This is a genomic window from Brevundimonas sp. TWP2-3-4b1 (genome assembly GCF_049897665.1).
In the GTDB taxonomy this organism is placed as follows: domain Bacteria; phylum Pseudomonadota; class Alphaproteobacteria; order Caulobacterales; family Caulobacteraceae; genus Brevundimonas; species Brevundimonas subvibrioides_B.
The window spans coordinates 71,375-93,984 of the sequence record NZ_JAFCWQ010000011.1 but is presented as its reverse complement, the minus strand read 5'-3'; the positions used below and the strand labels follow the sequence as shown (position 1 = coordinate 93,984).

Genomic DNA, 22,610 nt, shown 5'->3' with positions numbered 1-22,610 from the left:
ACCCTCCAACATCGGCGCTTGCAGCACCGCAAAATCGCCGCCTAAATATCGAACCCAGACAAGGCCAACTCTCCACTAAATCCGCACCCCGACTGTCCCAAAACATCTGACGACGTACACGTGCGAAAGCGGCAGAGCGTGGTTGAAGTGCACGCCGATCAACCCAGGCGCAACAAAGCCCTGTGCAACCGCCCGAATGTTGAGACTGCGAGCACGCAACAACATTGACTGCTGACCTGGCCCATTTTGGAGGGTGAAGGTGTCGTTGGGAGGTGCCAACGGCAAACACATATGCATCATCTCGCCGAGGCTCGGTGGGGTCGTGAGCGCATGGCAATGATGATGCGAACGGTCGTTGTCGACTGAGGCCTGATAAGCGAGCAATTGATCGATCTCGACCAGCTTGAAGTCCGCCCCAGGGTTGGCGACGAGATAGGGGGCTACCCAGGGCATCGCGGAAAGCTGCGCCACGTGCCCATGCTCCGAAGCCGGGATAGGATGGATCGCGGGCTGACCTGGGTTGGGCATCGGCGCGCCTAGGGCGGCTTGAGCTGTCTGCCACTCCAGTATCAATGCATTTGGATCTGGATCAGCCGGAATGCATGCCGACTGGAGATGCTCCAGCGCCATTGCTTGATCCATAAATCCTACGAGCGACAGTCCAGCTGTGGGCAATGGCCTACGAAACCTTCCGAATCAAAGATTGCATTGTTTCAGGCCCTCCCGCCGGTGGCGAGTCGTTCGAGTTGATTCCGATCTTTTGCAATGAATCTCATTACAGCGCCGAGCGTAGCGTCAAAGCACCTGCTGTGGACGACGCGAACAAAAGAAGAACATTTTCTTGCGCTCTCCGCTACTCACGAGTCACAAGCGCCTCGGGTCGGCAACTTGGAGAGAGCGAATAAATGACCGATCCCTGCACGACATGGCGCCGTGTTCTCTCGTGGACTACGCCGGGGCTTGACCGTGCCTGCGCCTCTCGCTTTCGGCTTCGCCGATCTTCACCCCGCAGTCCGCGTAAGGGCCTGTTGCCGGACGTGCATGTCCTCGCGCCAGTTCGGCAGCGATGACCTTCCTGCGGCGACGAGAGACCAGCCTTTCCGCGCGATCGAGCCCCGCCTCCGCTGCACGGCCAAGGGTAAGGACGGGCGACAACCACCCTGTGGCGGACGGATGGAGATCTAGATCATCACCCCGCACGCCGGCCATGTGGTCCTGCGCGATGGGGCGTAAGAACCTCGACTGCTACACCGAGGCGGACTGGCGCGAGGCGTCAGGATCGGTCGAACGGATTCTGATCAACGGCTGGCCGGTCTATGCCGACTGCCCGGTCTGCGATCTGCGCATCCAGGCGGACCTGAAACGCATCGCCCAGGTCCGGGGATCACATTACAGCTTGTGGGGTGCCGACGCTGCCTGCCGGCGGGTCGGCTGCATCGGCCGGGTCCAGTTTGTGCTTCGCCTGCGCGGTGCACAAGGCGAGTATCTGATGACGGCCAAGGCTGTCCGGTGACAGCGGCCGCCGGTTCACTCTCAGGATCGTTCGCAGGGCCCGCACTGAGAACGCTGTGGGAGGGTCCGTTTTCCGCGCGTCGGCCAACCGCCGCTTTCGACCCCTAGCGGACCTTCAGGGCTGGGCTTCCGCTTCCTCAATCATCTCGGTCAAAGTCGCGCGCGAGACCGTTTTGAGGTCTTCGAAGGCCGGAGCAGTCGCCCTCTGATCGCCGTTACCTTCGCCGCTTACGCTGACGCCATCGTCAGTCTTCGACAGCCTGAAAATGAAAGGCATCGCTGGATTGCCGGGCGCCGACACAACGATGAGAGTGGCGTGATCGGCGCAACCATACGCCAGCCAATCAGTCCCGCCGAAGGAGCGATGGATCGGCCCAGCCATACATTGGAGAGGCTCCGGCGTGGCAGGTTGGTCCTGCTGGATAGGGGTGGTCAGCAGCATCATTCCCGATAGAGGCCCGATGATTGACATGGTTGAACTTCCCTTCGAGTTCACATTGCCCGATGGAAAGTGCGCTAACCACCCCGAACAGCCCTCCGGCGGGTCTGGTTTGCGGCGGTAGCCCCAATGTCTGTTTTGGGGCCGACAGCCAACCGCTGAGTCCGACCCATACTGGACGCCCACTTTTCCCGACCGAATACGGGGGCGGGGGGTGTGCACTCCATCTCCTTTATGGTTATCGTTGGTTTCTGAAAGCTGTGGGGGATCCAAATGTTGAAGCGGTTGGCGGCGATGGCCGCAGGTATGATGCTGGTGCTGACCGCTGGAGCGGCGATGGCGCAAACCGTCTCCACGCCGACACCTTCGAACAATGGTGATGCCGGGATCATGTTCGACGTGACCGCGACCAACGCGGTCACTGTCACCGGTTTGGCCAACCAATTTAACACCGCGATCCCCCAGACGGTTAACATCTACACCCGCCCCGGTACGCACGTTGGGTTCTCGAGCGCCTCTACGGGATGGTCGCTCGTCGGGACCACATCTTTGACCGGAACCGGTGCCGTCCAATCGATACCCGTCGTGTTGAGCGAGCCCATCGCGGCCGGCCAGACAAAGGGCTTCTACATCGCTGCGGCTGGTATCGGTTACCGCAACGGTACGGCGGTAGGCGCAGTGGCAGCGTCAGATGCCAATATCCAAATCCTTGAAGGAACAGGAAAGTCAGCGCCGGACTTTTCCGCAACAAACAACACACCGAGAGTGCTCGTCGGGAGCGTGACCTATAGTGCTGGGCCTGCCCCGGTTCCAACCCTGTCGGAATGGGCGATGATCCTGTTCGGCTTAGCGCTCGCGGGCGGAGCGGCGCTTTACATTCAGCGTAGGCGAATGACTGCCTGAGGCCCAGGCCAATACGAAACAGAAGCGGCCTCGCTGGCGACGGCGGGGCCGTTTGCATGTCCGGTTTCCACCCCTAGGCGACCCTCGGTGGGTCCGCTTCCGGGCGATGGATCGAATGTCCGCTTTCCGCTTAGCAGGCGATGACCGGTCCCGACCCAATGCGGACGGTCACATCGGCGCTGATCGCATAAAATCCTCGTTCAAAAACGCTTCCCCTGCAGCCGAGTGTCACGCAATTATCGGAAACTACGCGCCACGCGCCTGATCTCTTCGACTCATGCGCAAAGTAGGAACCATAGGATACCGCTCAGCCAGTTCAGGTCGTCCTCGGGCAGCGCCAACGCCCGGACCAGGCAGCGCGAGGCGCTTACCGCCCTGTTCCGACTTGTGAGTTACGCCGCGTCCGCCAATCGCGCGCCGCCCTTATCTGCTTCAGCAGCTATGGCATGGATGCGTTTAAGCAGCTGTTCGGGGTTGAACGGCTTGGTGATGTGACCATCCGCGCCTGCCTCTCTTCCGGCGGCGATATGCTCAGGCAAGGCGTTCGCGGTCAGCATCAATATGGGGATGCGCTTGTCGGCAGCAGTTTGCTGAGCGCGGATTTCCTTAACGGCAGTCAAGCCGTCCATAACAGGCATCTGCATGTCCATCAGAATTGCGTCGAAGAGCTGTGTTTGCGCAGCGAGGACCGCCTGTAGCCCATCTTCGACACAGGTGACGTTTACGCCAACTGAGCTGAGAATCAATTCTACCACGCGTCGATTGGTGGGGTGGTCATCCGCGACGAGGACGGACAGCGGCGTTTCTTCCTGCCAGGCCGGGGCGCTAGGGGTTTGATCGCTCTCCCCCATCAAGCAGTCTGGGAGATTCAGGTCCAACCAGAAGGTCGATCCTTCGCCCGGCGCACTGTCGCAATCGAGCGTACCCCCCATCGCTTCAGCGAGACTTTTAGATATGGAGAGACCCAGCCCGGTGCCCCCAAAGTTCCGCGTGATCGATCCATCAGCCTGCTGGAAACGCTCGAACAGGGCATGTTTGGAGGCCGGGTCAAAACCCACGCCTGTGTCTGTCACCCAAATCCGCTGACTGGTTTCAACGCCCGCGGTGAGACGGATAGTCACCTGACCGGATTCGGTGAACTTCACTGCGTTTGAAACGAGGTTGGTCACGATTTGGCGGAGACGGGTTGGATCACCCATTAGGATCCGATCCTGACTCTGGTCGACTTCAACCTGCAACCGGACGCCCTTTTCGTCAGCCTTTAGGCGTAGCAGCGCCGCCACGCTCCGCACGAGATCGCCCGAATGGAAGGGGGTCTCCTCCAGGGTCAGACGTCCTGCCTCGATCTTGGCTGTGTCCAAGATGTCCGAGAGCAAGGCTTCGAGGGTATCGCCCGAGGTGGCGATCAGGTTGGCCGCTTCCTTGTTCTCCGCCGACAGATCGGCCCTTTTCAGCATATGAGCCATGGCGACGATCCCGTTCAGGGGCGTGCGAATTTCATGGCTCATGTTGGCCAGGAACTCTGACTTGGCCGTATTGGCGGCGGAAGCTTCCTGCTCCTTTTCCCGAAGGCCGTCGGTCAGCTCATTGAGTTGGCGTTCCGCCTTCCACGAACCGACAGCCGATGACGCAGTGAACAGGATCAGAAGAACCATCGCGGTCAGCGTCTCCAATCTTGCGCTCGTAACGGGAGCGAGGAACGGGACGACAAGCAAGGTGGCGACCACAGGAGCCGCAACCGCGATCATATGCGCAAGGGAGCGATGGCAGCCGCGGACGATGTAAACCAAAACGCCGCAAAGCAGCGCAAGCGCGACGGCACCACCATGCCCACCTTCCGACAACCACCAAAACGATGCGAGGGCCGCCCAGGAACTGGCAGCGATTGTTGAACTGACCAGCCGCAGAGTTCGGCTGCCGACCGGGTAGAGCTGACGCATTTTCTTGGCCGTCGCAACGCGCAGGAGGATTTCGCCGAGGGCGAAAAGACACATCCAGAGCGCCAACTGTGGAGCTGACATTTGCTGCATCGAAAGCAGGAAGACCGCTATGGCCGCAAACAGACGATCACGGAATTGGACTCGCGTGGCGTCCGCCGTATCGTCGAACGATTGGTCAAGTCCCCAAAAGCTTCGCGTCACATCCAGCCTCCCGAAGACGAACGGACAATGTTTGCGCAAGCGAATGAAAAAGCTATGAAGGTGGATAAGGCTTATTGGAAGAGCGAACAATCTCAACACACCAGAGAGCGTTCATCTGAGGTTTTAAACGTCCGCTTTTAACCCTAGCCGCATTGAGGAAGGTCTGCTTCCGCGACATGGCGGTGAGTGTCCGGTTTCCGGCCTGATGCCCGTGTCGTGGTCCGACCCATTGGCGACGTCTGGGGCCTCCCACCGAGTGGCCCTTGATGCGGCGCACGAGGCAACAATCGCGAAGGTCAGAAAACCTGGCTTGCGCGATAATGGTGTTCAGTCTTGCTCATCAGGTCCAACAGGATGGATGTCACCTGTGCCCCCGTTCCGTTCTCGGTGACGATCCGGAAGGACTGCTGGCTCAGCGGCGTAGGATCGGGCCGAGCCATGGACCATCCCCTGAACAGCCGAGCTTGGACCTCCCATTCCCCCAGAACGGTAAGGTTCTCATGACGGTTGTCGGCCCGCACTCGTTTCATGAGCACGTCCACCTTGCCCCTCTCCCCCTCATAAACCTGGACGAACTTTCCATCAGGTAGAGCAAGCGCACCGGAGATTCCGTCACGCATATTGTTGCGGATCGACACATTGAAGATTGCATCCAGCCCTGACACGTCATCATGGGAGATGCAGGAATCGCTCCTGTAAACCAACCGGATCAGGTTCTTTCCCAGCAACAGCGTATTCCCCGAGGTTGAAAACCCAGCCCGTGGAAACGCCCCACCGTTTCAAATGATCCCGGTCGTCAGGCAAAGAGCGAACCGTCGTCGGTGCGGAAGTAACGAAAGAAGTCCGCTATCCACGGCGGGCTCAACCGGTGACCGCAACACGCTAGCTTTTCTTCGGAGATGGAGCGTGGGTCATGAAGCAGCGGCGGCGGATCTATTACTCGGCGGCCCAGCGGGCTGAAATCTGGGATCGCTGGAAGGCCGGCGAGTCGATGAGTTCGATCGGACGGCGGTTCGATCGGGAGTCCTCGTCGGTGTTTTCGGTGCTTTCGCCGACGGGTGGCATCCGGCCTCCAGACCGGAAGCGGGCTTCGAAGGCGCTCAGCCTCGGTGAGCGGGAAGAAATCTCCCGGGGGCTCAGCACCCGCTGCTCGCTGCGTGGGATCGCCCGGTTGCTGGGTCGATCACCGTCGACGATCAGTCGCGAGGTTCTGCGCAACGGCGGACCGGAACGGTATCGAGCGACAGGCTCCGATCGTGCCGCCTGGGACCGGGCGTTGCGTCCGAAGCCGTGCAGGCTGGCTTGCCGACCCGCCCTGGCCCGGACAGTATCGGCCAAGCTGCGGCGGAACTGGTCGCCCGAGCAGATCGCCGGCTGGCTCAAGCGCACCTGGCCCGGGGAGCCGCACAATCAGGTGTCGCACGAAACCATCCACCGCAGCCTGTTCATCCAGACCCGTGGGGTGCTGAAGAAGGAACTGCTGGACCACCTCAGGGCCCGGCGGACCATCCGGCGTTCCCGGCATGCAAGCCTGAAGCGTCAAGGCCTCGGCCAGATCAAGGACGCCGTCTCCATCAGCGAGAGACCCGCCTGCGTCGAGGACCGCGCCGTCCCCGGCCACTGGGAAGGCGACCTGATCGGCGGATCCCAGAACAGCTACGTCGCCACCCTGGTCGAGCGTCACTCGCGCTACGTGATGCTGGTCAAGGTCGCCAACAAGGACACCGAAAGCGTCGTCACCGCCCTGATCAAGCAGTCGAGGAAATTGCCCGGCGAACTCTATCAGTCCCTGACCTGGGATCGAGGCAAGGAGCTGGCTGACCACAAGCGGCTGGCTCTGGCCGCCAACGTCGAGGTCTACTTCTGCGATCCCCGGTCACCGTGGCAGCGCGGCTCGAACGAGAACACCAACCGGCTGCTGCGCCAGTATCTGCCGCACGGAACCGACCTGTCCCTGCACAGCCAGCCCCAGCTTAGCGCAATTGCCCGACAGCTAAACGAACGACCAAGAAAGACCTTGCTCTATCGAACCCCAGCGGAGACCTTCGCCGCGTGTGTTGCAGCGATCAGTTGAGCCCGCCACCCTGATCGGACGTTGGCTGCGTCCGCTGTTCGCTTGGAACCCGCCTCTCCGTCCGGGGCGCAAAACTCACGGCTCTTTGATTGGAAAGGCCTCCGTGGCGCGCCCATAATCTCGCCATGGACCGGCTGCGTGTGTTGGAAATTCTGGACGCCGAAGAGACCTTCGAACGCTTCGAAACTCTTGCCCAGGCTCTGGCGACGCGGGGCATCTATGTCGTCGGAGGCTTGACGACCTCGCCCGGCGCGCCGGATCGACTGTCCGACGCGAACGGCCAACATGGAACGGCCCCGCCGTGGTTCGACAGGGCCGTTTCGCGCTAAACCGGATTACGCTGCTTTGGCCTGCATCGCCTCGGCGTTTACCGCCGCGTCGGCGATGGCGGTCAGGTCGGTGTCCGTCTGGGATTCCTCCTGCAAGGTCTCGTCCAGCAGCTTCACCGCATCCTTCAGGCCGAGAACATTGGCCCACCTCTTCAGAGTGCCGTAGCGGGTGATCTCGTAATGCTCGACGGCTTGGGCGGCCGCCTTTGCCTGATTTCAGGCAGAGTAGGGCAGGTTTTCAGTTGGCGGAGTTAAGCTGTCAGCGCCCGCCAGCGATACATCGACGACCTTTGCTGTCCTCGCTAAACAGGGTCTGTGAGCCGCAAGCCCAACTCTGCCATCCCAAGTGAAAAGGTCATCCGCAGCCTGCTGGATCGCTATGCTTGCCCGGTGCCCTGGCACGAGGTTCGGACCCGGTTCTTGGGCAATCTGGCGACACCGGCCTTGAGCGTCTCGCCCATGCGCATCGTTCAGGATCTGTGGGGCGGAGAGCTGCCGGTCTTCGACACCACGGACGAGGCCGACGAGCTCATTGGAGCCCTGGTGAACGACCTCTGGAACAGCCTCACCAAACACCAGAAGCGCAGTGAGCCGTTCCGGCTTGTGCGGCTGATCACTGAGCCGACCGCTGGCAATTTGGCGGCGCTCGCGACGACGCGTCGCCAGGAACTCGATGGGTTCATCGAGGGTCTGTTCAACGAAGAAGACCAGCTGGACCTGCCTGAGCGCGCCCATGTCGCGGTCGGCCATCTCTCCGAGATGCGCGCTATGATGGCTGGCATTGAGGAATTGGTCGCCCGCGATGAGAAGTCGGAGACCCGGACGGAGCTGGAGGCGACGTTCAAGCACCTGCGGGAACTGACCAGGATCATGGAGCTGGAAATCCACGAGGTCGTGCTGTCGTGCGCTCGGGCCCGCAAGCACTTGCTCGCGTCCTTGCCGACCCAGAAGCCGACCGTCCATTGACCGGTGCTCGCCACGTCCGGCGCCTGCTCATGGCTGCCGGCATGCTCGGCGCGCTCGTCACCTCCAGCCCGGCCGCCGCCGCGCCGATCGTCGGCGTGGCCAGCGTCATCGACGGCGACACCATCGAGATCCACGGCGTCCGGATACGTCTCCACGGCACTATGCGCCCGAGAGCCGCCAGCTTTGCACCCGCCCGACCGGCGAGCGCTGGCGCTGTGGCCAGCAGGCATCCCTGGCTCTCTCGGATCAGATCGGGCGATCGAACGTGTCCTGCGATCCCCGCGACACCGATCGCTACGGGCGGACCGTCGCAGTGTGCCTTACCCGCGGCGTGGATCTGAACGGCTGGCTGGTCACCCAGGGCTGGGCGGTCGCCTATCGGCGCTATTTGCGGGACTACGTCCGCGCCGAGGACCAGGCGCGGGCGGCTCGTCGTGGGGTCTGGTCGGGACAGTTCGACATGCTTTGGGAGTGGCGGGCTGAGCGGCGGGGCCGATGAAGTCAAAGCCCGAACCTTTGGTCCAGGAAGTGCTTGCCGGTTTGGTCGAGCGAGTGACCTTCCACAATGCCGATAGTGGCTTCTGCGTCATCCGGATCAAGGCGCGCGGCCACCGCGACCTGCTGACCGTGGTGGGGCACGCAGCGGCCATCTCCCCCGGCGAGTGGATCACTGCTTCCGGCGAGTGGATGAACGATCGCAGCCATGGCCAGCAATTCAAGGCGCGGTTCATGCGCACCTCTGAACCGACCTCCATCGAGGGTATCGAGAAGTACCTTGGCTCCGGCATGATCCGGGGGATCGGCCCGGTCTACGCCAGGAAGATGGTCAAGGCCTTCGGCGAGAAGGTGTTTGACGTCATCGAGGCCGAACCCGACCGGCTGCGTGAGGTCACCGGGATCGGCCCGGTCCGGGCAAGACGGATAACCTCGGCTTGGGCGGACCAGAAGATCGTGCGGGAGATCATGGTCTTCCTGCACACCCACGGGGTTGGCACGGCGCGCGCCGTCCGGATATTCAAGACCTACGGCTCGGACGCCGTCCAGGTGATGACTGAGAACCCCTACCGACTGGCCCGCGACATCCGCGGCATCGGCTTCAAGACCGCCGACGCAATCGCCATGAATCTCGGCATCGAGAAGACGGCGATGGTGCGTATCCGCGCCGGCATCTCCTATGCGCTGACCAAGGCAATGGATCAGGGGCACTGCGGCCTGCCCACGGAGGAGCTTACGCCGCTGGCCGTAGCGCTGCTGGAAGTTCCTCAGGGTCTAGTTCTGACCGCGCTCGACCTCGAACTGTCCGAGGGAACGGTCATCGCCGACACCGTCGGCGAGAGGGCTTGCATCTTCCTCGCCGGGCTCTACCGGGCCGAACGGGCGATCGCCGATCGACTGACTAGCCTGCTCAAGGGGAGCCTACCCTGGCGACATATCGATCCCGAAAAGGCCCTGCCCTGGATCGAGAAGAAGACAGGCCTCTCTTTGGCGGAAAGTCAGGTGGTGGCGATCCGCCGCGCCCTTCTGGCAAAGGTCCTGGTCATCACCGGAGGGCCCGGGGTCGGCAAGACGACCATCGTCAACTCCATCCTGCAAATTCTGGCGGCCAAGCAGGTGAAACTGCTGCTTTGCGCGCCCACCGGCCGCGCCGCCAAGCGGATGACCGAAGCCACTGGCTTTGAGGCCAAGACCATTCACCGGTTGCCGGAGGTCGATCCCAAGGGCGGAGGCTTCAAGCGCAACGACGATCACCCGCTGGACTGCGAACTGCTGGTCATCGACGAGACGTCCATGGTCGATGTCATGCTGATGCAGGCCTTGATGAAGGCCATCCCCGCACAGGCCGCACTGCTAATCGTGGGGGATATCGATCAACTGCCCTCCGTCGGCCCTGGTCAGGTTCTCGCCGACATCATCGCGTCCAACACCGTACCCGTGGTGCGGTTGACGGAGGTCTTCCGGCAGGCCGCTCAAAGCCGGATCATCACCAGCGCCCACAAGATCAACCTGGGCTCTATCCCCGATCTCTCGCGGCCTGATAGCGATACTGACTTCTACTTTGTACAGGCGGACGATCCGGAAACAGCAGTGCAGCGGATCGTCGAGTTGGTGAAGACGCGCATTCCCCAGCGCTTCGGTCTCGATCCCATTCGCGACATTCAGGTGCTTTGCCCGATGAACCGCGGCGGCGTCGGCGCCCGCTCCCTAAACATCGAACTCCAAGCCGTTCTAAATCCGCCTGGTGAGCGAAAAGTCGAACGCTTCGGCTGGAGCTTTGCTCCTGGCGACAAGGTCATGCAGATCGAAAACGACTACGATAAGGAGGTCTACAATGGCGACATCGGCTATATCGACGATGTCGACCTGGAACTTGGTGAGCTGACGGCGAGCTTCGATGGGCGCGCGGTCAGCTATGGCTTCGGCGAGTTGGACACGCTCGTCCCGGCCTATGCCGCAACGATCCATAAATCACAGGGATCAGAGTACCCTGCCGTCGTCATCCCGGTGCTCACCCAGCACTACACGATGCTGCAGCGCAATCTGCTCTACACGGGCGTGACCCGCGGAAAGAAGCTCGTCGTGCTGGTCGGCCAGAAGAAGGCCGTCGCCATCGCCGTACGCAATGTCTCGGGCCGCAGACGGTGGTCCAAATTAAACGAGTGGCTCGCTAATAGGCGCTGACGGCAGACAAGTCAGCCAATTGTCCGCCTTGTTGGTTGATGGCTCGGCCTGTGGTTCGTTCTAGGTTGGTGCTGTCAGTCTAAGAGGCTGACCGGAAATGAAGTTGGGTGAAATCAGTCGTTTGTGATTCTGTTGAAGGTGCGAGCCATCAACGGATATCGACATGTGGACTGAGATCACCCGGCGACGGTTGGCCATTCCATCAGGCTGGAATCTTGCGGTTCCTCGCCCGCGCCGGCACGACCCGCATCTCGCCAACCCAACCATAAGAAGCGAAACGGGAATCCTCACCCGGCGGTGCTCGGGCAACGGTAGCCAACCATTGGTTCTTCGCCCGTCGTGCGGATATAGGTCCCGCTGGCGGACATGACGAATTGATGAGTATCGATCCAAGTCTGACCTTCACCGGACATGTCGAGGACGATGACGATCTCGAATGGTCCTCGAAGGAACGCACCTCGCACCATGCCTCCGCTCTCATAAAAAAGGACGCGGTCTCGTTCGATGCGGAGGCGACTGTCGTTGTTCCCGGTTCCGCAATCCTCCAGGTTTTCATTCCACTCGCCGATCCAATTATCGGGAATGACGCGTTCGTCGATCGCTTGGCCGCCGATCGAGACAGCCAAGGCGGCGAGTAGATTCAGCATTGTCATGGCCCTCCGTCGTCGATCGTATCGCCGACCCCTGCTTTGGCGAAATCCCCCGAGTCGCCGTATGGCCGCATTCACTGCTAGACGACGTTGGCCCCGTCCGCTTCTGGACAGTGCCCGAGCGGCATGATGGTCGCCCGTCGTCTCCAATCTTTTCCCTTCGCAAAGGTCCGGCGACGGAAACGCACGGGGCGCGACTATGGTCAGACGGCGCCGTGGCCGCAGGGGGGGAGCGTGCCGGAGTAGGGCCTCTAATTTGGCGGGGGCAGAGTAGCGGGAAGCCCCTCAAACGGCCGGATTCTATTTTGGCAGGGGAAGACGTCTTCAAGTGCGAATAACGTCACGATGGGCAATGAGTCGGCGTCTTCGATACCGGGGCTGCGGTCAGCGAATAGCGTGACGATCCTCTCGACCTGATCGACCGTCAAAGAGAGGCGTTCGGGTGCGCAATACAGCGGCGGCACTCCGCGATCGATCAGCGCCGCGTTGGCGGAGCCATAAGCCGCTACCAGCCCGAGGAGGTAGATCATCTGGAAACCTCTCTCCTCGCCGGTACTACGTCGAAGCTCACCTAACGTTGGTTCAGCGGCTGCGCTGGAAACCATCGCAAGAGCGGCCAGCACGCCAGTCGCTGAGATTCGAACGAACCCCTTCACAACCCTACCCTCCCGCTCACGTTGGCTACGAACGCAGTCGCATGCCGACGGTACCCGAGGAGGACTTTGACGTCACGATGCCTAGTCTGGCGCATCACATCCTCGGCGGTCAGTCCTGCCGCAAAGGCGGATGTGACCAGACCAGCGCGAAGGCTATGGCCTGAGATTAGCGATGATGCCGAAGCTATCTCATTCGTTGACGCCCCGGCGCGTGCGGACGCCCCGGCCACGAGGCCTTTCAGGATGCGAGCCACGCTGCCGGTAGTCAGGCGGCCTCCGACCCGGCCGGCCCGGTCGACCGACTGAAACACTGGACCGCTCGTCTCAGTAACGGCTCCCCATGCCTCAATCGCAGCGACTGGGCACGTGGCCGCGTATGCTCCGCGACAGATCGCAACCTCCTCTACCTCGCCGAACTGGTTCGTCTTCGATCTGCGGAGATGGATGCGCAGGCCTTCGGGCACAGGTTCGATCCAGCCGTCGCCGTCGCCCGCGTCATTCCAATCCAGACCTACGAGCTCCGATCGCCGTAACGCGCTAGAGAACCCCAGCAGGAGAAGCGCTCGATCGCGGACGCCTTTGGGGTCCCGGCCACAACCACTGACGAGCTCACGGAGCTCAGCGATCTCGATGGGTCGGGCCTGACGTCGCGCAGTCCCGATCTGCCGCCGGATGCCCTGGAGAACAGACGCGAGGGGTTCGTCGCGAGCGGATAGCGCATCACTACCCGACATGCGTAGGCGGTAGTTGATGGCCGCCAAGCGACGTTGAATCGTCGACATCTTCGCTCCGCGTCTCGCGAGCTGGTCGAGGTAGATGCTGACGACAGGGCCGGTGGGTGTGGATGCCATGCCCAGTTCGCGACTGGCCGCCAAGAAATCGTTCCAATCGGCTTCATACGCTCGCAGCGTATTCAGCGACCGCGCACTGCGCGCTCTGTCGGCCGCCTGTTCAGCGATGGCGGGTGGTAGCGATTTGGTAGCGGTCCATTCCCCGGCAGTGGTAGCGGAGGCTGAAACACGCCCGGAAAGTGTGGTGCCGCTTAGGTGACTCGAACACCTGACCCCCGCATTACGAATGCGATGCTCTACCAGCTGAGCTAAAGCGGCCTGTCGGCTGAGGCTGAGCCTCGGCGACGGAAGCGGCTCTTTATACGCTGACCCCCGGCTTGCCAAGCGCTGCGAGCAGGGCGTCTTCGGTGGGCGCGGCGGCGACGCGGACCTCGGCGAAAGGCAGGCGCTCCAGCGGAGCGGCGGCGGCGGGCGAGATGGCGACGGCGACGCGTCCCTCGGCCGCCTTCGGCGCCAGGTTCGCAGCGAGGGCGCGGCCCGCGCGGGGGGAATGGATCAGGACGGCGTCCCAGGCCCCGGGTGCGGCCACGCCGCTTTCGCGCGCCTCATAGACGGGCAGGGTTCGGATTCGGGCGGCGTCGCCGACGGCGGCGGACAGGTCTCCGGCGGGTTCGGCTGCGCAGGCGTGCACGATCGTCAGGCCTCGCGCCTCGGCGCGGATCATGGCCGCGAGGTCGGCGAGGTCGCCGTCGGCGGACCTGATGATCGCGAAGCCGGCCTCTCTCGCCGCGCGGGCGGTGGCCTCGCCGACGGCCAGGACCGGCAGGGTCCGCGTGTCGGACAGGGCGGCGAAGGCGGCGACGCCGTTCGCGCTGGTGAAGGCCAGGGCCTGAACGCCGCTCAGGTCAAGCGCCACGGGCAAGGCGTGGATCTTGAGAAGCGGCGCGACCAGTGGCTCAAAGCCTTGCGCAGACAGTCGCCTGGCGGTGCGATCGGCGCCAGGACGGGCGCGGGTGACCCAGACGGGGCGGATCGCGCTCAAGACTCGACCGGCAGGCTCTGATCGCCGGCGGCCATATGGACCTGATGCCCCAGGTGTTCGCCCATGTCCCGGGCCTCGGCGGTCAGGTCGCCCTCTGTCACAGCCATCCCGCCCGCCCGGCGCCAGCGGGCCGTGCCGTCGGGGGCCAGCATCTCGGTGGTCAGGGTCAGATGGCCGTCAGCGATGACCGCGTGGGCGCCGACGGCCGTGCGGCAGGAGCCCTCCAGCGCCACCATGGCTCCGCGCTCGGCGGCGATGCAGAGAGCGGTGGGCCGGTGGTTCATGTCGGAGACCCAGGCGTGGTCCGTGTCGTGCTCGCGGGTTTGCAGGGCGAGGGCGCCCTGGCCGGGAGCGGGCAGGAAAGCGTCGAGCGACAGATATTCCCGAACCGCCTCGGTCCGGCCCAGCCGGTTCAGCCCGGCGGCGGCCAGAAGGATGGCGTCGAACTCGCCCTCGGCCGCGCGACGCAGACGGGTGTCGATGTTTCCGCGCAGCATCTCGATCTGAAGGTCGGGGCGCAGGGACAGGGCCTGGGCCTGTCGGCGGAGCGAGGCGGTGCCGAGGCGGGCGGCGTGGGGCAGGGCGTCGAAGCTGTCGAAATGGCGGCTGATGAAGGCGTCGCGTGCATCCTCGCGCTCGGGGATAGCGGCGATCGTCAGGCCGGGCGGCTGTTCGGCGGGGACGTCCTTCATCGAATGGACGGCGATGTCGACGCGGCCGTCGAGCAGGGCCTCCTCGATCTCCTTGGTGAACAGGGCCTTGCCCCCGACCTCCATCAGGCGCCGGTCTTGGATGCGATCGCCGGTGGTGACGATCTCGACCAGCACGACCTCGGTCAGCGGCAGGTCCATGGCGGCAGCGATGGCGCGCTGCATCATGCCGGACTGGGCCAGGGCCAGGGCGGAGCGACGGGTGCCGATGCGGATCAGGGGGGCCATTGAGTTGCGCGGGTCCGGCGGGGTCGCTACCTCGACCCGATGAGTATGGGCGCGGACTATAGCAGCGAGACCGGGGCGACAACCAATCCGGCGAAGGGCGGCGACCTGACGGTGCTGGGTATCGAGACCAGCTGCGACGAGACGGCGGCCTCGGTCGTGCGACTGACGCCGGACGGGACCGCGACAGTGCTCTCCTCGGTGGTCCACTCCCAGATCGACGATCATGCGGCCTTTGGCGGCGTGGTGCCCGAGATCGCGGCCCGCAGCCATGTGGAGATGATCGACGGCGTCGTGCGTCGCGCCATGGCCGATGCGGGTCTGGGTTATGGCGAGCTGGACGGGGTGGCGGCGACGGCGGGGCCGGGTCTGGTCGGCGGGGTCATGGTGGGGCTGGGGTTCGGCAAGGCGGTGGCGCTGGCGCGCGGCCTGCCGCTGGTGGCGGTCAATCACCTGGAGGGGCATGCGGTGTCGGCGAGGCTGGGGGCCAGGGTGGCCTATCCCTTCCTGCTGCTGCTGGTCTCAGGCGGTCATTGCCAGCTTCTGGAGGTGCGCGGCATCGGCGACATGAGCCGGCTGGGCACCACCATTGACGACGCGGCCGGCGAGGCCTTCGACAAGATCGCCAAGGCCATGGGGCTCGGCTATCCCGGCGGCCCGGCGCTGGAGACGATGGCCGAGAGCGGGGACGGCGCGCGCTTCGACCTGCCGAGGGCCTTGCTGGGGCGGAAGGATTGCGACTTCTCCTTCTCGGGGCTGAAAACGGCGGCATCGCGTCTGGCACAGACCTGCGAGACCGACCAGGACCGGGCCGATCTGGCCGATGCGGTCCAGAACGCCATCGCCCGGCAACTCTCGGAGCGGTCGGATCGGGCCATGGCGGCTTACGCCGAGAAGCACGATCACTGTCTGTTCGTCGTGGCCGGCGGGGTGGCGGCCAACAGGACCGTGCGGCGGGTGCTGGAGGCGACGGCGGCGAAACGCGGGTTCGCCTTCTTCGCCCCGCCCCTGGCCTATTGCACCGACAACGCGGCGATGATCGCCCTGGCGGGGGCGGAACGCCTTCAGCTGGGGCTGGTTTCGGATATCGATGCGCCCGCCCGTCCGCGATGGCCGCTGGACGAGGCGCGCGCCCTGGCCGATCCTGTCCATCCGACCGGGCGCAAGGGCGCGAAGGCTTGAGGTAACGAATGGCATATCGCACCGCAGGGGTCATTGGCGCAGGGGCCTGGGGCACGGCCCTGGCCCTGGTCTGCGCCCGCGCCGGGCTGGACGTCATCCTGCAGGCGCGCGAGCCCGAGGTGGTCGAGAGCGTCACCCATCGCCGGATCAATGAGGCCTTCCTGCCGGGCGTGGTTCTGGACGACCGGATCTCGGTGACGGCGGAGCTGTCGGGTCTGTCTGCGTGCGATCTGGTGCTGGCGGTGCCGCCGGCCCAGTTCATGCGCTCGACTCTGGCGGCCTATGCGCCGCATCACAAGGCGGGCGCGCCCATCGTCCTGTGCTCCAAAGGGATCGAGCGCGGCTCGCTGAAGCTGATGACCGAGGTGTTGGCCGAGACCATCCCCGATGCGCCCGCCGCCGTCCTGTCGGGGCCGAGTTTCGCGGCCGATGTGTCCAAAGGTCTGCCGACGGCTGTGACCTTGGCCTGCGCCGACGTCGCCTTGGCTGAGGCGCTGATGGAGACCCTGTCGGGGCCCGCCTTCCGGCCCTATCTGGCGACCGACCTGATCGGCGCCGAGGTCGGCGGGGCGATCAAGAATGTCCTCGCCATCGCCTGCGGCCTGTCGGAAGGGCGTCGGCTCGGCAAGTCGGCGCACGCGGCCCTGATCACGCGCGGCTTCGCGGAGATGACGCGGCTGGGCGTGGCCCTGGGCGGCGAGCCGGAGACGGTGGCGGGCCTGTGCGGGCTCGGCGACCTTGTCCTGACCTGCTCCAGTCCGCAGTCGCGCAACATGAGCCTGGGTCTGGCGCTCGGCGAGGGCCAGACCCTCGTGCAGGCGCTGGCCGGCAAGCGATCAGTGGCCGAGGGCTACGAGAGCGCGCCAGCCGTGCGCGAACTGGCGCGCAAGATGGGCGTGGAAATGCCGATCTGCGAGGCGACGGCGGCTCTGCTGGCCGGGGAGACCACGGTCGATGCAATGATCGAGGGACTGCTTTCACGACCGCTCAAGGCCGAGCGGGAATGACCGACACGGCTCCAGCCGAGCGCAAACGGGTCTGGTCCACCCCGCCGAACGTGGCCCTGTGTGCGCTCGAGGACATCGGGGAGCCCGGCTCGCGCGGCTTCGTGCTGCAGATCGGCGAGGCCTTCTTCCACGGTTTCGTGGTGAGGAAGGAGGGCGAGGTCGCGGGCTGGGTCGATCGCTGCCCGCATCAGGGGTTTCCGATCGCCATCGAGATGGACCGCTATCTGACCCCGGACGGGTCGCTGATCCTGTGCGGCTGGCACGGGGCGGTGTTCGAACCGCTGTCGGGCGCCTGCGTCGGCGGGCCGTGCGCGGGCGGCAGGCTGACGCCGTGGCCGGTGAAGGCCGAGGGCGGGATCATACGAACCGCCGCCCCCGACTGAGAGTTCAGCCCTTTTCGTCGCCGCCGAAGGCTTCATCGACCTCGTCTTCCTTTATCCGTTTAGACGGATCGCCGGGCTGGTTGAGGTTCTGTTCCTCGGTGCCGTCGCCCAGCATGCCGGGGTGCTTTTCGTTTTCCTGGGTCTTGGGGTCGGCCATGGTGATGGCTCCTGTTTCAGACCCCCGACCAACGTGCGGCCGAAGCCGCCGTTCCTAGCGTTTCAGGCGTTTCGCATTGGCCACGGCCGCCGAATGGATCGGCTTCAGGGCGTCGGCCTGGGCCTTCAGAAGTTCGGTGTTCAGGGTCAGCATCTGGCCCGCCGCCCGGCTCCACCAGGCGACCGCATAGTTGTAGTGGGCGGTTGCGGCGGCCTGGGGCGAGCCGGCGCCGGCGATCGCCGAGGCGGCGCGTTGGGCGTGAGCGACCTCGTCCAGGGCGGACTTTGATACGCGTGCGGCGAGGTCGCCCAGATTTCCGGCGATGGCGGCGGCCGAGGCGCTCATGGCCTCGACCTTTTCCGAGCTCATCAGATGCATCTCGGCCATGTCGGCCTTCATCGGATTGGCCAGGCCTTCGGCCATGATGTTCAGCCGTGCGGCGATGACGTCGGAGGCCGCGCGCATCATCTCGCCGCTGTTGGCGGCGGCGGTCGCGGCCGACTGGGCGTTCTTCACCGCGCGCTTGCCGTCGCGGATCGTCTTGTCGAGCATGGTCATGTGACGGGCTTGGGCCGGTTTCTTCAGCCGGGCAAGACTTCATCGGCGAAGGCGGCCACGTCGCGGATCAGGGCGGGCACGGCGGCGTCGATGATGCGCTGCCCTTTCTCCGGGCTGGCCAGGCCTGGATCGGAACCGATGCGGCCGTCGGGGAAGCGGGCGCGGTAGTCCAGGGCGTCGCGGATCGGGCCGTTCGGCGCAATCCTTGGCGAGTATTCCGCCGTCTTGATCCGGTCGGGATACGCCGCCTGGGTTACCGCGATCTCGGACGGGGTGGCGTGCATGCCATGGCCGGTCGGGAAGATCTGGTTGCACAGGCTGTGGACGCCCGGCAGGTCCCACCAGTTCTTCAGTTTCAGGACATAGGGGCAGGGCTCCTCCAGGAACGACCATTCAGCGTAGAGTTCGGAGAAGGTCGCCTCGATGGTGGCGACATTGCCGCCGTGGCCGTTGAGAAAATAGATCCGCTCGAACCCGTGGCGGCTCAGCGACGACACCCAGTCGGTGATCGCGGCCATGAAGGTCGAGGGGCGCAGGCTGATCGTGCCCGGGAAGGCCAGATGGTGTTGCGCCATGCCGATGTTGAAGGTCGGGGCGATCACCAGGCCGTCGTCGGCCTTCTCCGCCGCGTGGGCGATGATCTCGGGACACATCCAGTCGGTGCCCAGAAGGCCGGTCGGGCCATGCTGTTCGTTCGAGCCGATGGGCACGATGACGGTGCGTGCGCCGCTCTTCAGGCGCGCGTCGATCTCGGGCCAGGAGGAACAGGCGATCAGCATGGCGGCACTCTCTTTTTTTGGCGCTACGCTTGCGACGCGGTCGGTCGCCAGGTGAGCGCGGCAAGCGGAAGCGGGAACTGCCCCGTCCCTACGCCCGGTCGGTCAGGGCGCGAAAGCCCGGACGAAGCGCTCGGCGGTCTCGCGGGCGCGGCGGTTCTGGTCGATGTCGGGTTCGTCGACGCCCAGGATGCCGCGCAGATAGCCGTGACCCATGGTCATGCCGGTGAACATCTCCGCCGCCGCGGTCGGATCGGGGACCCGGAGGGCGCCTTTGGCGTCCTGTTCGGCCAGCCACGTCGACAGCCGACGCAGGCTCTCGCCCGGCCCGGCGTGATAGACGGCCTGGGCCAGGTCCGGCGCCTGGGGCGAGATCAGGGCGACCCCGCGCATCGCCGAACGCCCCTCGGCCGTACACAGCTTGTCGAGCATGGCCTGGCCCAGGGCGGTCAGAACCTCGACCGGCTCCCCACCGGCCCGGAGTGGGGCGGTGATCGCCTCGGAGCGGCGCTCGGCCATGGCCCGGCCGATCTCCACCTTGGAGGCGTAGCGGTTGTAGAGGGTCTGTTTCGATACCCCGGCCCGGCGCGCGATCTGCGCCATCGAGGCCGCGCCGCCCTTCTCGGCGAACAGGGCCATGGCGGCCTCCAGGATGGCCTCCGACTTCTTTTCGTCGATCTGGCCCATGACCCGGGGCATCAGTGCGCATCCATGGGTGGCGGCGTTCCCGTGCCCTGTTTCACCGGCCGGGCCAGCAAAGTCAGGAAGGCGCAGGCCGCGCAGCCCAGGGCCAGCATGGCGAAGGCATCGCCGAATGCGAGCGTGGTCGCCTGTCGCTGCAGCATCCCGTAGACCGCCTTCATCGCCGCGCCTTCGGGATCGATGGAGCCCGACATCATTGTGGCCATGCCGGTCAGCATGTCCTGCATCTGGATCGAGGTCTGCGGAATGGCCTGGGTCAGTTCGCTCATGTGCAGGGCGGTGTTGGTGGTCAGGGAGGTGTTCAGGAAGGCGAGCCCGAAGGCGCCGCCGACATTGCGGAACAGGTTCACCAGGCCGGAGGCGTTCTTGACCATATGCGGCGGCAAGGTCGACATCGTGACCTGCTGGGCCGCGATCATGGCCAGCATGACGCCGACGCCACGTAGGGCCTGGACTCCCGCGAACTCCCAGAAGCCCCATTCGGTGGTCACAGCGTGGGCCTCCCACATGCCCCAGGCGCACAGCATGAAGCCGCCGAACATCAGGATCCGCAGGTCGAGAATCCGCACCAGCCGCCCTGCGAACGGACCCGTCAGGAACATGGCGAGGCCCGAGACGACCATCGTCGTGCCCACCTCGGCCGGCGAATAGTCGCGCACCCGCGCCAGGAACAGCGGCAACAGGAAGGTGCCACCGAACAGGGCTGCGCCGACCGTGAAGGTCATGATCACCCCCACCAGGAAGTTGCGATTGTTGAAGGCTCGCAGCTCGACGACCGGATTCCAGTAGACCAGCGAGCGCCAAATGAAGGCGGGGCCGCACAGGCCGGCGATCACCGACAGCAGCAGGATCTGGTCATCGGCGAACCAGTCGTTCTTCGACCCTTCCTCCAGCACGAACTGCATGCTCATCAGGAAGGCGGCCATCAAGCCCAGCCCCAGCCAGTCGAAACCCTTGGACAGCGAGGGGTCGCCCTTGTCGAAATTGGCGTAGCGCCAGACCAGGAAGAAGGACAGCAAGCCGAACGGGACATTGATGAAGAACAGCCAGCGCCAGCTCAGCATCTCGGTCAGGTGACCGCCCAGCGTCGGACCGACGGTCGGGGCCAAAGTGACGATCAGGCCGATGAAGACCGAGGCGGTGACGCGTTTGGACGGTGGGAAGGCGGTGAAGGCCACGGCGAAGACGGTCGGGATCATGGCCCCGCCGACGAAGCCCTGGATGGCGCGGAAGAAGATCATCACCTCGACCGAGGACGACAGGCCCACGGCGATGCTCATCAGGACGAAGCCGCCGCAGCTGAACAGGAAGACCTTCTGTGTCCCCCACAGCCGAGACAGATATCCCGACAGGGGGATCATCACGACCTCGGGGATCAGATAGGCGGTCTGGATCCAGCTGATCTCGTCGGCCGAGGCGCCGACGCCCGACTGGATCTGGGGCAGGGAGGCGGCGACGATCTGGATGTCGAGGATGGCCATGAACTGGCCGATGACCATCCCGGCGAAGCCGAGGATCAGGAAGGTCCAGTTGATCTTCGGCTCGGCGGCCGTCGCAGCCGTGCCGCCGATGACGGCCGCGGTCATTGCGCGCTCGTGGTTCCGGCGTCGGCGAGGCGCGTCTGGCCCGTAGCGGCTTCGGCGAAGGAGGCGCCGCCTTCGCTCTTCAGGTCGACCCTGACCTCGACCGAAAGGCCGGGCCGCAGGGCCGCGCCGCCTTCGGCCCGATTGACCAGGATGCGCACGGGCACCCGCTGGGTGATCTTGGTGAAGTTTCCGGTAGCGTTCTCGATCGGGATCAGGGCGAACTCCGAGCCTGTCGCGGGGGCGAAACTGTCGATCCGGCCGGTCAGGTCCACGCCGGGGAAGGCGTCGGCCTCGATGTGCACGGTCTGGCCCAGACGCAGGCGATCCAGTTGGGTCTCCTTGAAGTTGGCGACGATATAGGTGTCGCCGAGGGGTACGAGCGACAGCAACTGGCCCCCGGGGCGGACATACTGACCGGCCCGGACGCCGCGCGCGCCGACGACGCCAGCGGCGGGGGCGCGGATCACGGTGCGGTCCAGATTGATGCGGGCCTGCTCGACGGCCGAGCGGGCCTGATCGACGGCGGCCAGGCTCTGCTGGCGGGTCGAGCCGAGGACGCCGGCGGTGCGCTGTTCGGCGACCAGGGCAGCCTGGGCCTGGGCGACGGAGGCGGCGGCGGTCTGGGCTCCGGCCGTTTCGGTTTCGATACGTTGCTCGGAGACCCAGCCCTTACGTTGAAGGGCGGTGTAGCGATTGACCTGGGCCTGGGCGAGATTGGCCTGGGCCCGGGCCTGGGCGACCCCGGCGGCGCGCGAGGCGATCATGGCCTGTTCCTGGGCCGCGCGGGCGTCGACATTGTCCACGGCGGCCAGCAGGGCCGCGAGATTGGCCTCGGCCGCGGCGAGCTCGGCCCTGGCGTCGGCGTCATCGAGACGGACCAGGATCTGTCCCGCCTGGACCCGCTGGTTGTCGGTCACCAGCACCTCGGCGACATAGCCCTCAATCTGGGGACTGACCAGGGTGACGTCGGCCTGGACGAAGGCGTTGTCGGTGGTTTCCCACCGCTGCTTGTTCTGCCACCAGACGGCGCCGCCGATGATCAGGCCGATGGCGACGACGCCTCCGACGATCAGCGGGAGGCGTTTCTTCAATGCGGGAGCGAGTGCCATACGGTCGAGTCTCTAAGGATGGGGCGTCAGGGA

General features: G+C 64.8%; 25 protein-coding genes, 1 tRNA gene and 1 pseudogene. 10 read left to right on the top strand and 17 right to left on the bottom strand.

Annotated features, from left to right (window positions below; translation table 11 throughout):
- Positions 1-75: 75 nt before the first annotated feature.
- Entirely contained in the window at positions 76-630 is a 555-nt protein-coding gene (locus ACP7A5_RS10460) for a hypothetical protein (protein ID WP_426041866.1), read from the bottom strand.
- 592 nt (positions 631-1,222) lie between these two features.
- On the opposite strand from ACP7A5_RS10460, the gene ACP7A5_RS10455 reads away from it, so the two are divergent.
- Positions 1,223-1,513, top strand: coding sequence for a hypothetical protein (locus ACP7A5_RS10455; RefSeq protein ID WP_426041865.1), 291 nt, complete (start codon positions 1,223-1,225; stop codon positions 1,511-1,513).
- A 114-nt stretch (positions 1,514-1,627) separates the two neighbouring features.
- On the opposite strand, the gene ACP7A5_RS10450 is transcribed toward ACP7A5_RS10455, so the two are convergent.
- Positions 1,628-1,984, bottom strand: coding sequence for a hypothetical protein (locus ACP7A5_RS10450; protein WP_426041864.1), 357 nt, complete (start codon positions 1,982-1,984; stop codon positions 1,628-1,630).
- 240 nt (positions 1,985-2,224) lie between these two features.
- Between ACP7A5_RS10450 and ACP7A5_RS10445 the strand changes: the two genes are divergently transcribed.
- Positions 2,225-2,854, top strand: a complete 630-nt coding sequence (locus tag ACP7A5_RS10445) for an IPTL-CTERM sorting domain-containing protein (RefSeq protein ID WP_426041863.1) — start codon at positions 2,225-2,227, stop codon at positions 2,852-2,854.
- A 392-nt stretch (positions 2,855-3,246) separates the two neighbouring features.
- Here ACP7A5_RS10445 and ACP7A5_RS10440 read toward each other — a convergent pair whose 3' ends face one another.
- Both ACP7A5_RS10440 and ACP7A5_RS10435 read right to left on the bottom strand, forming a co-directional pair.
- A complete protein-coding gene (locus ACP7A5_RS10440; RefSeq protein WP_426041862.1) occupies positions 3,247-4,995 on the bottom strand; it encodes an ATP-binding protein in 1,749 nt (582 codons plus the stop codon).
- Between the two features lie 296 nt (positions 4,996-5,291).
- Positions 5,292-5,723, bottom strand: a complete 432-nt coding sequence (locus tag ACP7A5_RS10435) for a BLUF domain-containing protein (RefSeq protein WP_426041861.1) — start codon at positions 5,721-5,723, stop codon at positions 5,292-5,294.
- Positions 5,724-5,908: 185 nt separating this feature from the next.
- On the opposite strand from ACP7A5_RS10435, the gene ACP7A5_RS10430 reads away from it, so the two are divergent.
- Entirely contained in the window at positions 5,909-7,069 is a 1,161-nt protein-coding gene (locus ACP7A5_RS10430; protein ID WP_426041860.1) for an IS30 family transposase, read from the top strand.
- Between the two features lie 125 nt (positions 7,070-7,194).
- Positions 7,195-7,398, top strand: a complete 204-nt coding sequence (locus tag ACP7A5_RS10425; RefSeq protein ID WP_426041859.1) for a hypothetical protein — start codon at positions 7,195-7,197, stop codon at positions 7,396-7,398.
- Between the two features lie 6 nt (positions 7,399-7,404).
- On the opposite strand, the pseudogene ACP7A5_RS10420 reads toward ACP7A5_RS10425, so the two are convergent.
- Positions 7,405-7,590 (bottom strand): annotated as a pseudogene (locus ACP7A5_RS10420) (ferritin-like domain-containing protein); the annotation flags it as partial.
- Positions 7,591-7,713: 123 nt separating this feature from the next.
- Between ACP7A5_RS10420 and ACP7A5_RS10415 the strand changes: the two are divergent.
- From ACP7A5_RS10415 to recD2, 3 genes are read left to right on the top strand one after another with little or no spacing between them, the layout of a single operon-like run.
- Complete coding sequence (locus tag ACP7A5_RS10415; protein ID WP_426041858.1) at positions 7,714-8,364, top strand: hypothetical protein; 651 nt, start codon at positions 7,714-7,716, stop codon at positions 8,362-8,364.
- On the top strand, positions 8,360-8,863 hold the full coding sequence (locus ACP7A5_RS10410) for a thermonuclease family protein (RefSeq protein ID WP_426041869.1): 504 nt from the start codon (positions 8,360-8,362) through the stop codon (positions 8,861-8,863). Before ACP7A5_RS10415 ends, ACP7A5_RS10410 begins: the two co-directional genes overlap by 5 nt.
- A complete protein-coding gene (gene recD2, locus ACP7A5_RS10405; protein WP_426041857.1) occupies positions 8,860-11,043 on the top strand; it encodes an SF1B family DNA helicase RecD2 in 2,184 nt (727 codons plus the stop codon). Before ACP7A5_RS10410 ends, recD2 begins: the two co-directional genes overlap by 4 nt.
- Before the next feature lie 287 nt (positions 11,044-11,330).
- On the opposite strand, the gene ACP7A5_RS10400 is transcribed toward recD2, so the two are convergent.
- The 6 genes from ACP7A5_RS10400 to hemC form a co-directional block, all read right to left on the bottom strand.
- Entirely contained in the window at positions 11,331-11,696 is a 366-nt protein-coding gene (locus tag ACP7A5_RS10400; RefSeq protein ID WP_426041856.1) for a hypothetical protein, read from the bottom strand.
- A gap of 248 nt (positions 11,697-11,944) precedes the next feature.
- Positions 11,945-12,223, bottom strand: coding sequence for a hypothetical protein (locus tag ACP7A5_RS10395; protein ID WP_426041855.1), 279 nt, complete (start codon positions 12,221-12,223; stop codon positions 11,945-11,947).
- Positions 12,224-12,345: 122 nt separating this feature from the next.
- Complete coding sequence (locus tag ACP7A5_RS10390) at positions 12,346-13,266, bottom strand: tyrosine-type recombinase/integrase (protein WP_426041868.1); 921 nt, start codon at positions 13,264-13,266, stop codon at positions 12,346-12,348.
- 116 nt (positions 13,267-13,382) lie between these two features.
- Positions 13,383-13,458: transfer RNA gene (locus ACP7A5_RS10385), tRNA-Thr, on the bottom strand.
- Positions 13,459-13,498: 40 nt separating this feature from the next.
- The gene (locus ACP7A5_RS10380; RefSeq protein WP_426041854.1) at positions 13,499-14,182 is read right to left on the bottom strand and encodes a uroporphyrinogen-III synthase; all 684 of its coding nucleotides are present in this window, start codon (positions 14,180-14,182) and stop codon (positions 13,499-13,501) included.
- On the bottom strand, positions 14,179-15,120 hold the full coding sequence (hemC, locus tag ACP7A5_RS10375; RefSeq protein WP_426041853.1) for a hydroxymethylbilane synthase: 942 nt from the start codon (positions 15,118-15,120) through the stop codon (positions 14,179-14,181). Before hemC ends, ACP7A5_RS10380 begins: the two co-directional genes overlap by 4 nt.
- 45 nt (positions 15,121-15,165) lie before the next feature.
- Here hemC and tsaD point away from each other — a divergent pair, with 45 nt between their 5' ends.
- From tsaD to ACP7A5_RS10360, 3 genes are read left to right on the top strand one after another with little or no spacing between them, the layout of a single operon-like run.
- Complete coding sequence (gene tsaD, locus ACP7A5_RS10370) at positions 15,166-16,299, top strand: tRNA (adenosine(37)-N6)-threonylcarbamoyltransferase complex transferase subunit TsaD (protein ID WP_426041852.1); 1,134 nt, start codon at positions 15,166-15,168, stop codon at positions 16,297-16,299.
- Between the two features lie 8 nt (positions 16,300-16,307).
- Positions 16,308-17,306: an NAD(P)H-dependent glycerol-3-phosphate dehydrogenase gene (locus tag ACP7A5_RS10365; protein ID WP_426041851.1), complete on the top strand. Its 999-nt coding sequence runs from the start codon at positions 16,308-16,310 to the stop codon at positions 17,304-17,306.
- Complete coding sequence (locus ACP7A5_RS10360; protein WP_426041850.1) at positions 17,303-17,689, top strand: Rieske (2Fe-2S) protein; 387 nt, start codon at positions 17,303-17,305, stop codon at positions 17,687-17,689. The genes ACP7A5_RS10365 and ACP7A5_RS10360 overlap by 4 nt, the downstream gene beginning before the upstream one ends.
- Positions 17,690-17,693: 4 nt before the next feature.
- Here the strand turns inward: ACP7A5_RS10360 and ACP7A5_RS10355 are convergent, their stop codons facing one another.
- From ACP7A5_RS10355 to ACP7A5_RS10330, 6 genes are all read right to left on the bottom strand, one after another.
- The gene (locus tag ACP7A5_RS10355; protein WP_426041849.1) at positions 17,694-17,846 is read right to left on the bottom strand and encodes a hypothetical protein; all 153 of its coding nucleotides are present in this window, start codon (positions 17,844-17,846) and stop codon (positions 17,694-17,696) included.
- Positions 17,847-17,900: 54 nt separating this feature from the next.
- Positions 17,901-18,404 carry a phasin family protein gene (locus ACP7A5_RS10350; protein ID WP_426041848.1) on the bottom strand — a complete coding sequence of 168 codons (504 nt, stop codon included), beginning with the start codon at positions 18,402-18,404 and terminating at the stop codon, positions 17,901-17,903.
- A 23-nt stretch (positions 18,405-18,427) separates the two neighbouring features.
- Positions 18,428-19,183 (bottom strand): creatininase family protein, encoded by a 756-nt coding sequence (locus ACP7A5_RS10345; protein ID WP_426041847.1) that lies wholly within the window; start codon positions 19,181-19,183, stop codon positions 18,428-18,430.
- Positions 19,184-19,285: 102 nt separating this feature from the next.
- On the bottom strand, positions 19,286-19,879 hold the full coding sequence (locus ACP7A5_RS10340; protein ID WP_426041846.1) for a TetR/AcrR family transcriptional regulator: 594 nt from the start codon (positions 19,877-19,879) through the stop codon (positions 19,286-19,288).
- On the bottom strand, positions 19,879-21,468 hold the full coding sequence (locus ACP7A5_RS10335; protein ID WP_426041845.1) for a DHA2 family efflux MFS transporter permease subunit: 1,590 nt from the start codon (positions 21,466-21,468) through the stop codon (positions 19,879-19,881). Before ACP7A5_RS10335 ends, ACP7A5_RS10340 begins: the two co-directional genes overlap by 1 nt.
- Positions 21,465-22,577 carry an HlyD family secretion protein gene (locus tag ACP7A5_RS10330; protein WP_426041844.1) on the bottom strand — a complete coding sequence of 371 codons (1,113 nt, stop codon included), beginning with the start codon at positions 22,575-22,577 and terminating at the stop codon, positions 21,465-21,467. The genes ACP7A5_RS10335 and ACP7A5_RS10330 overlap by 4 nt, the downstream gene beginning before the upstream one ends.
- Positions 22,578-22,610 lie beyond the last annotated feature (33 nt).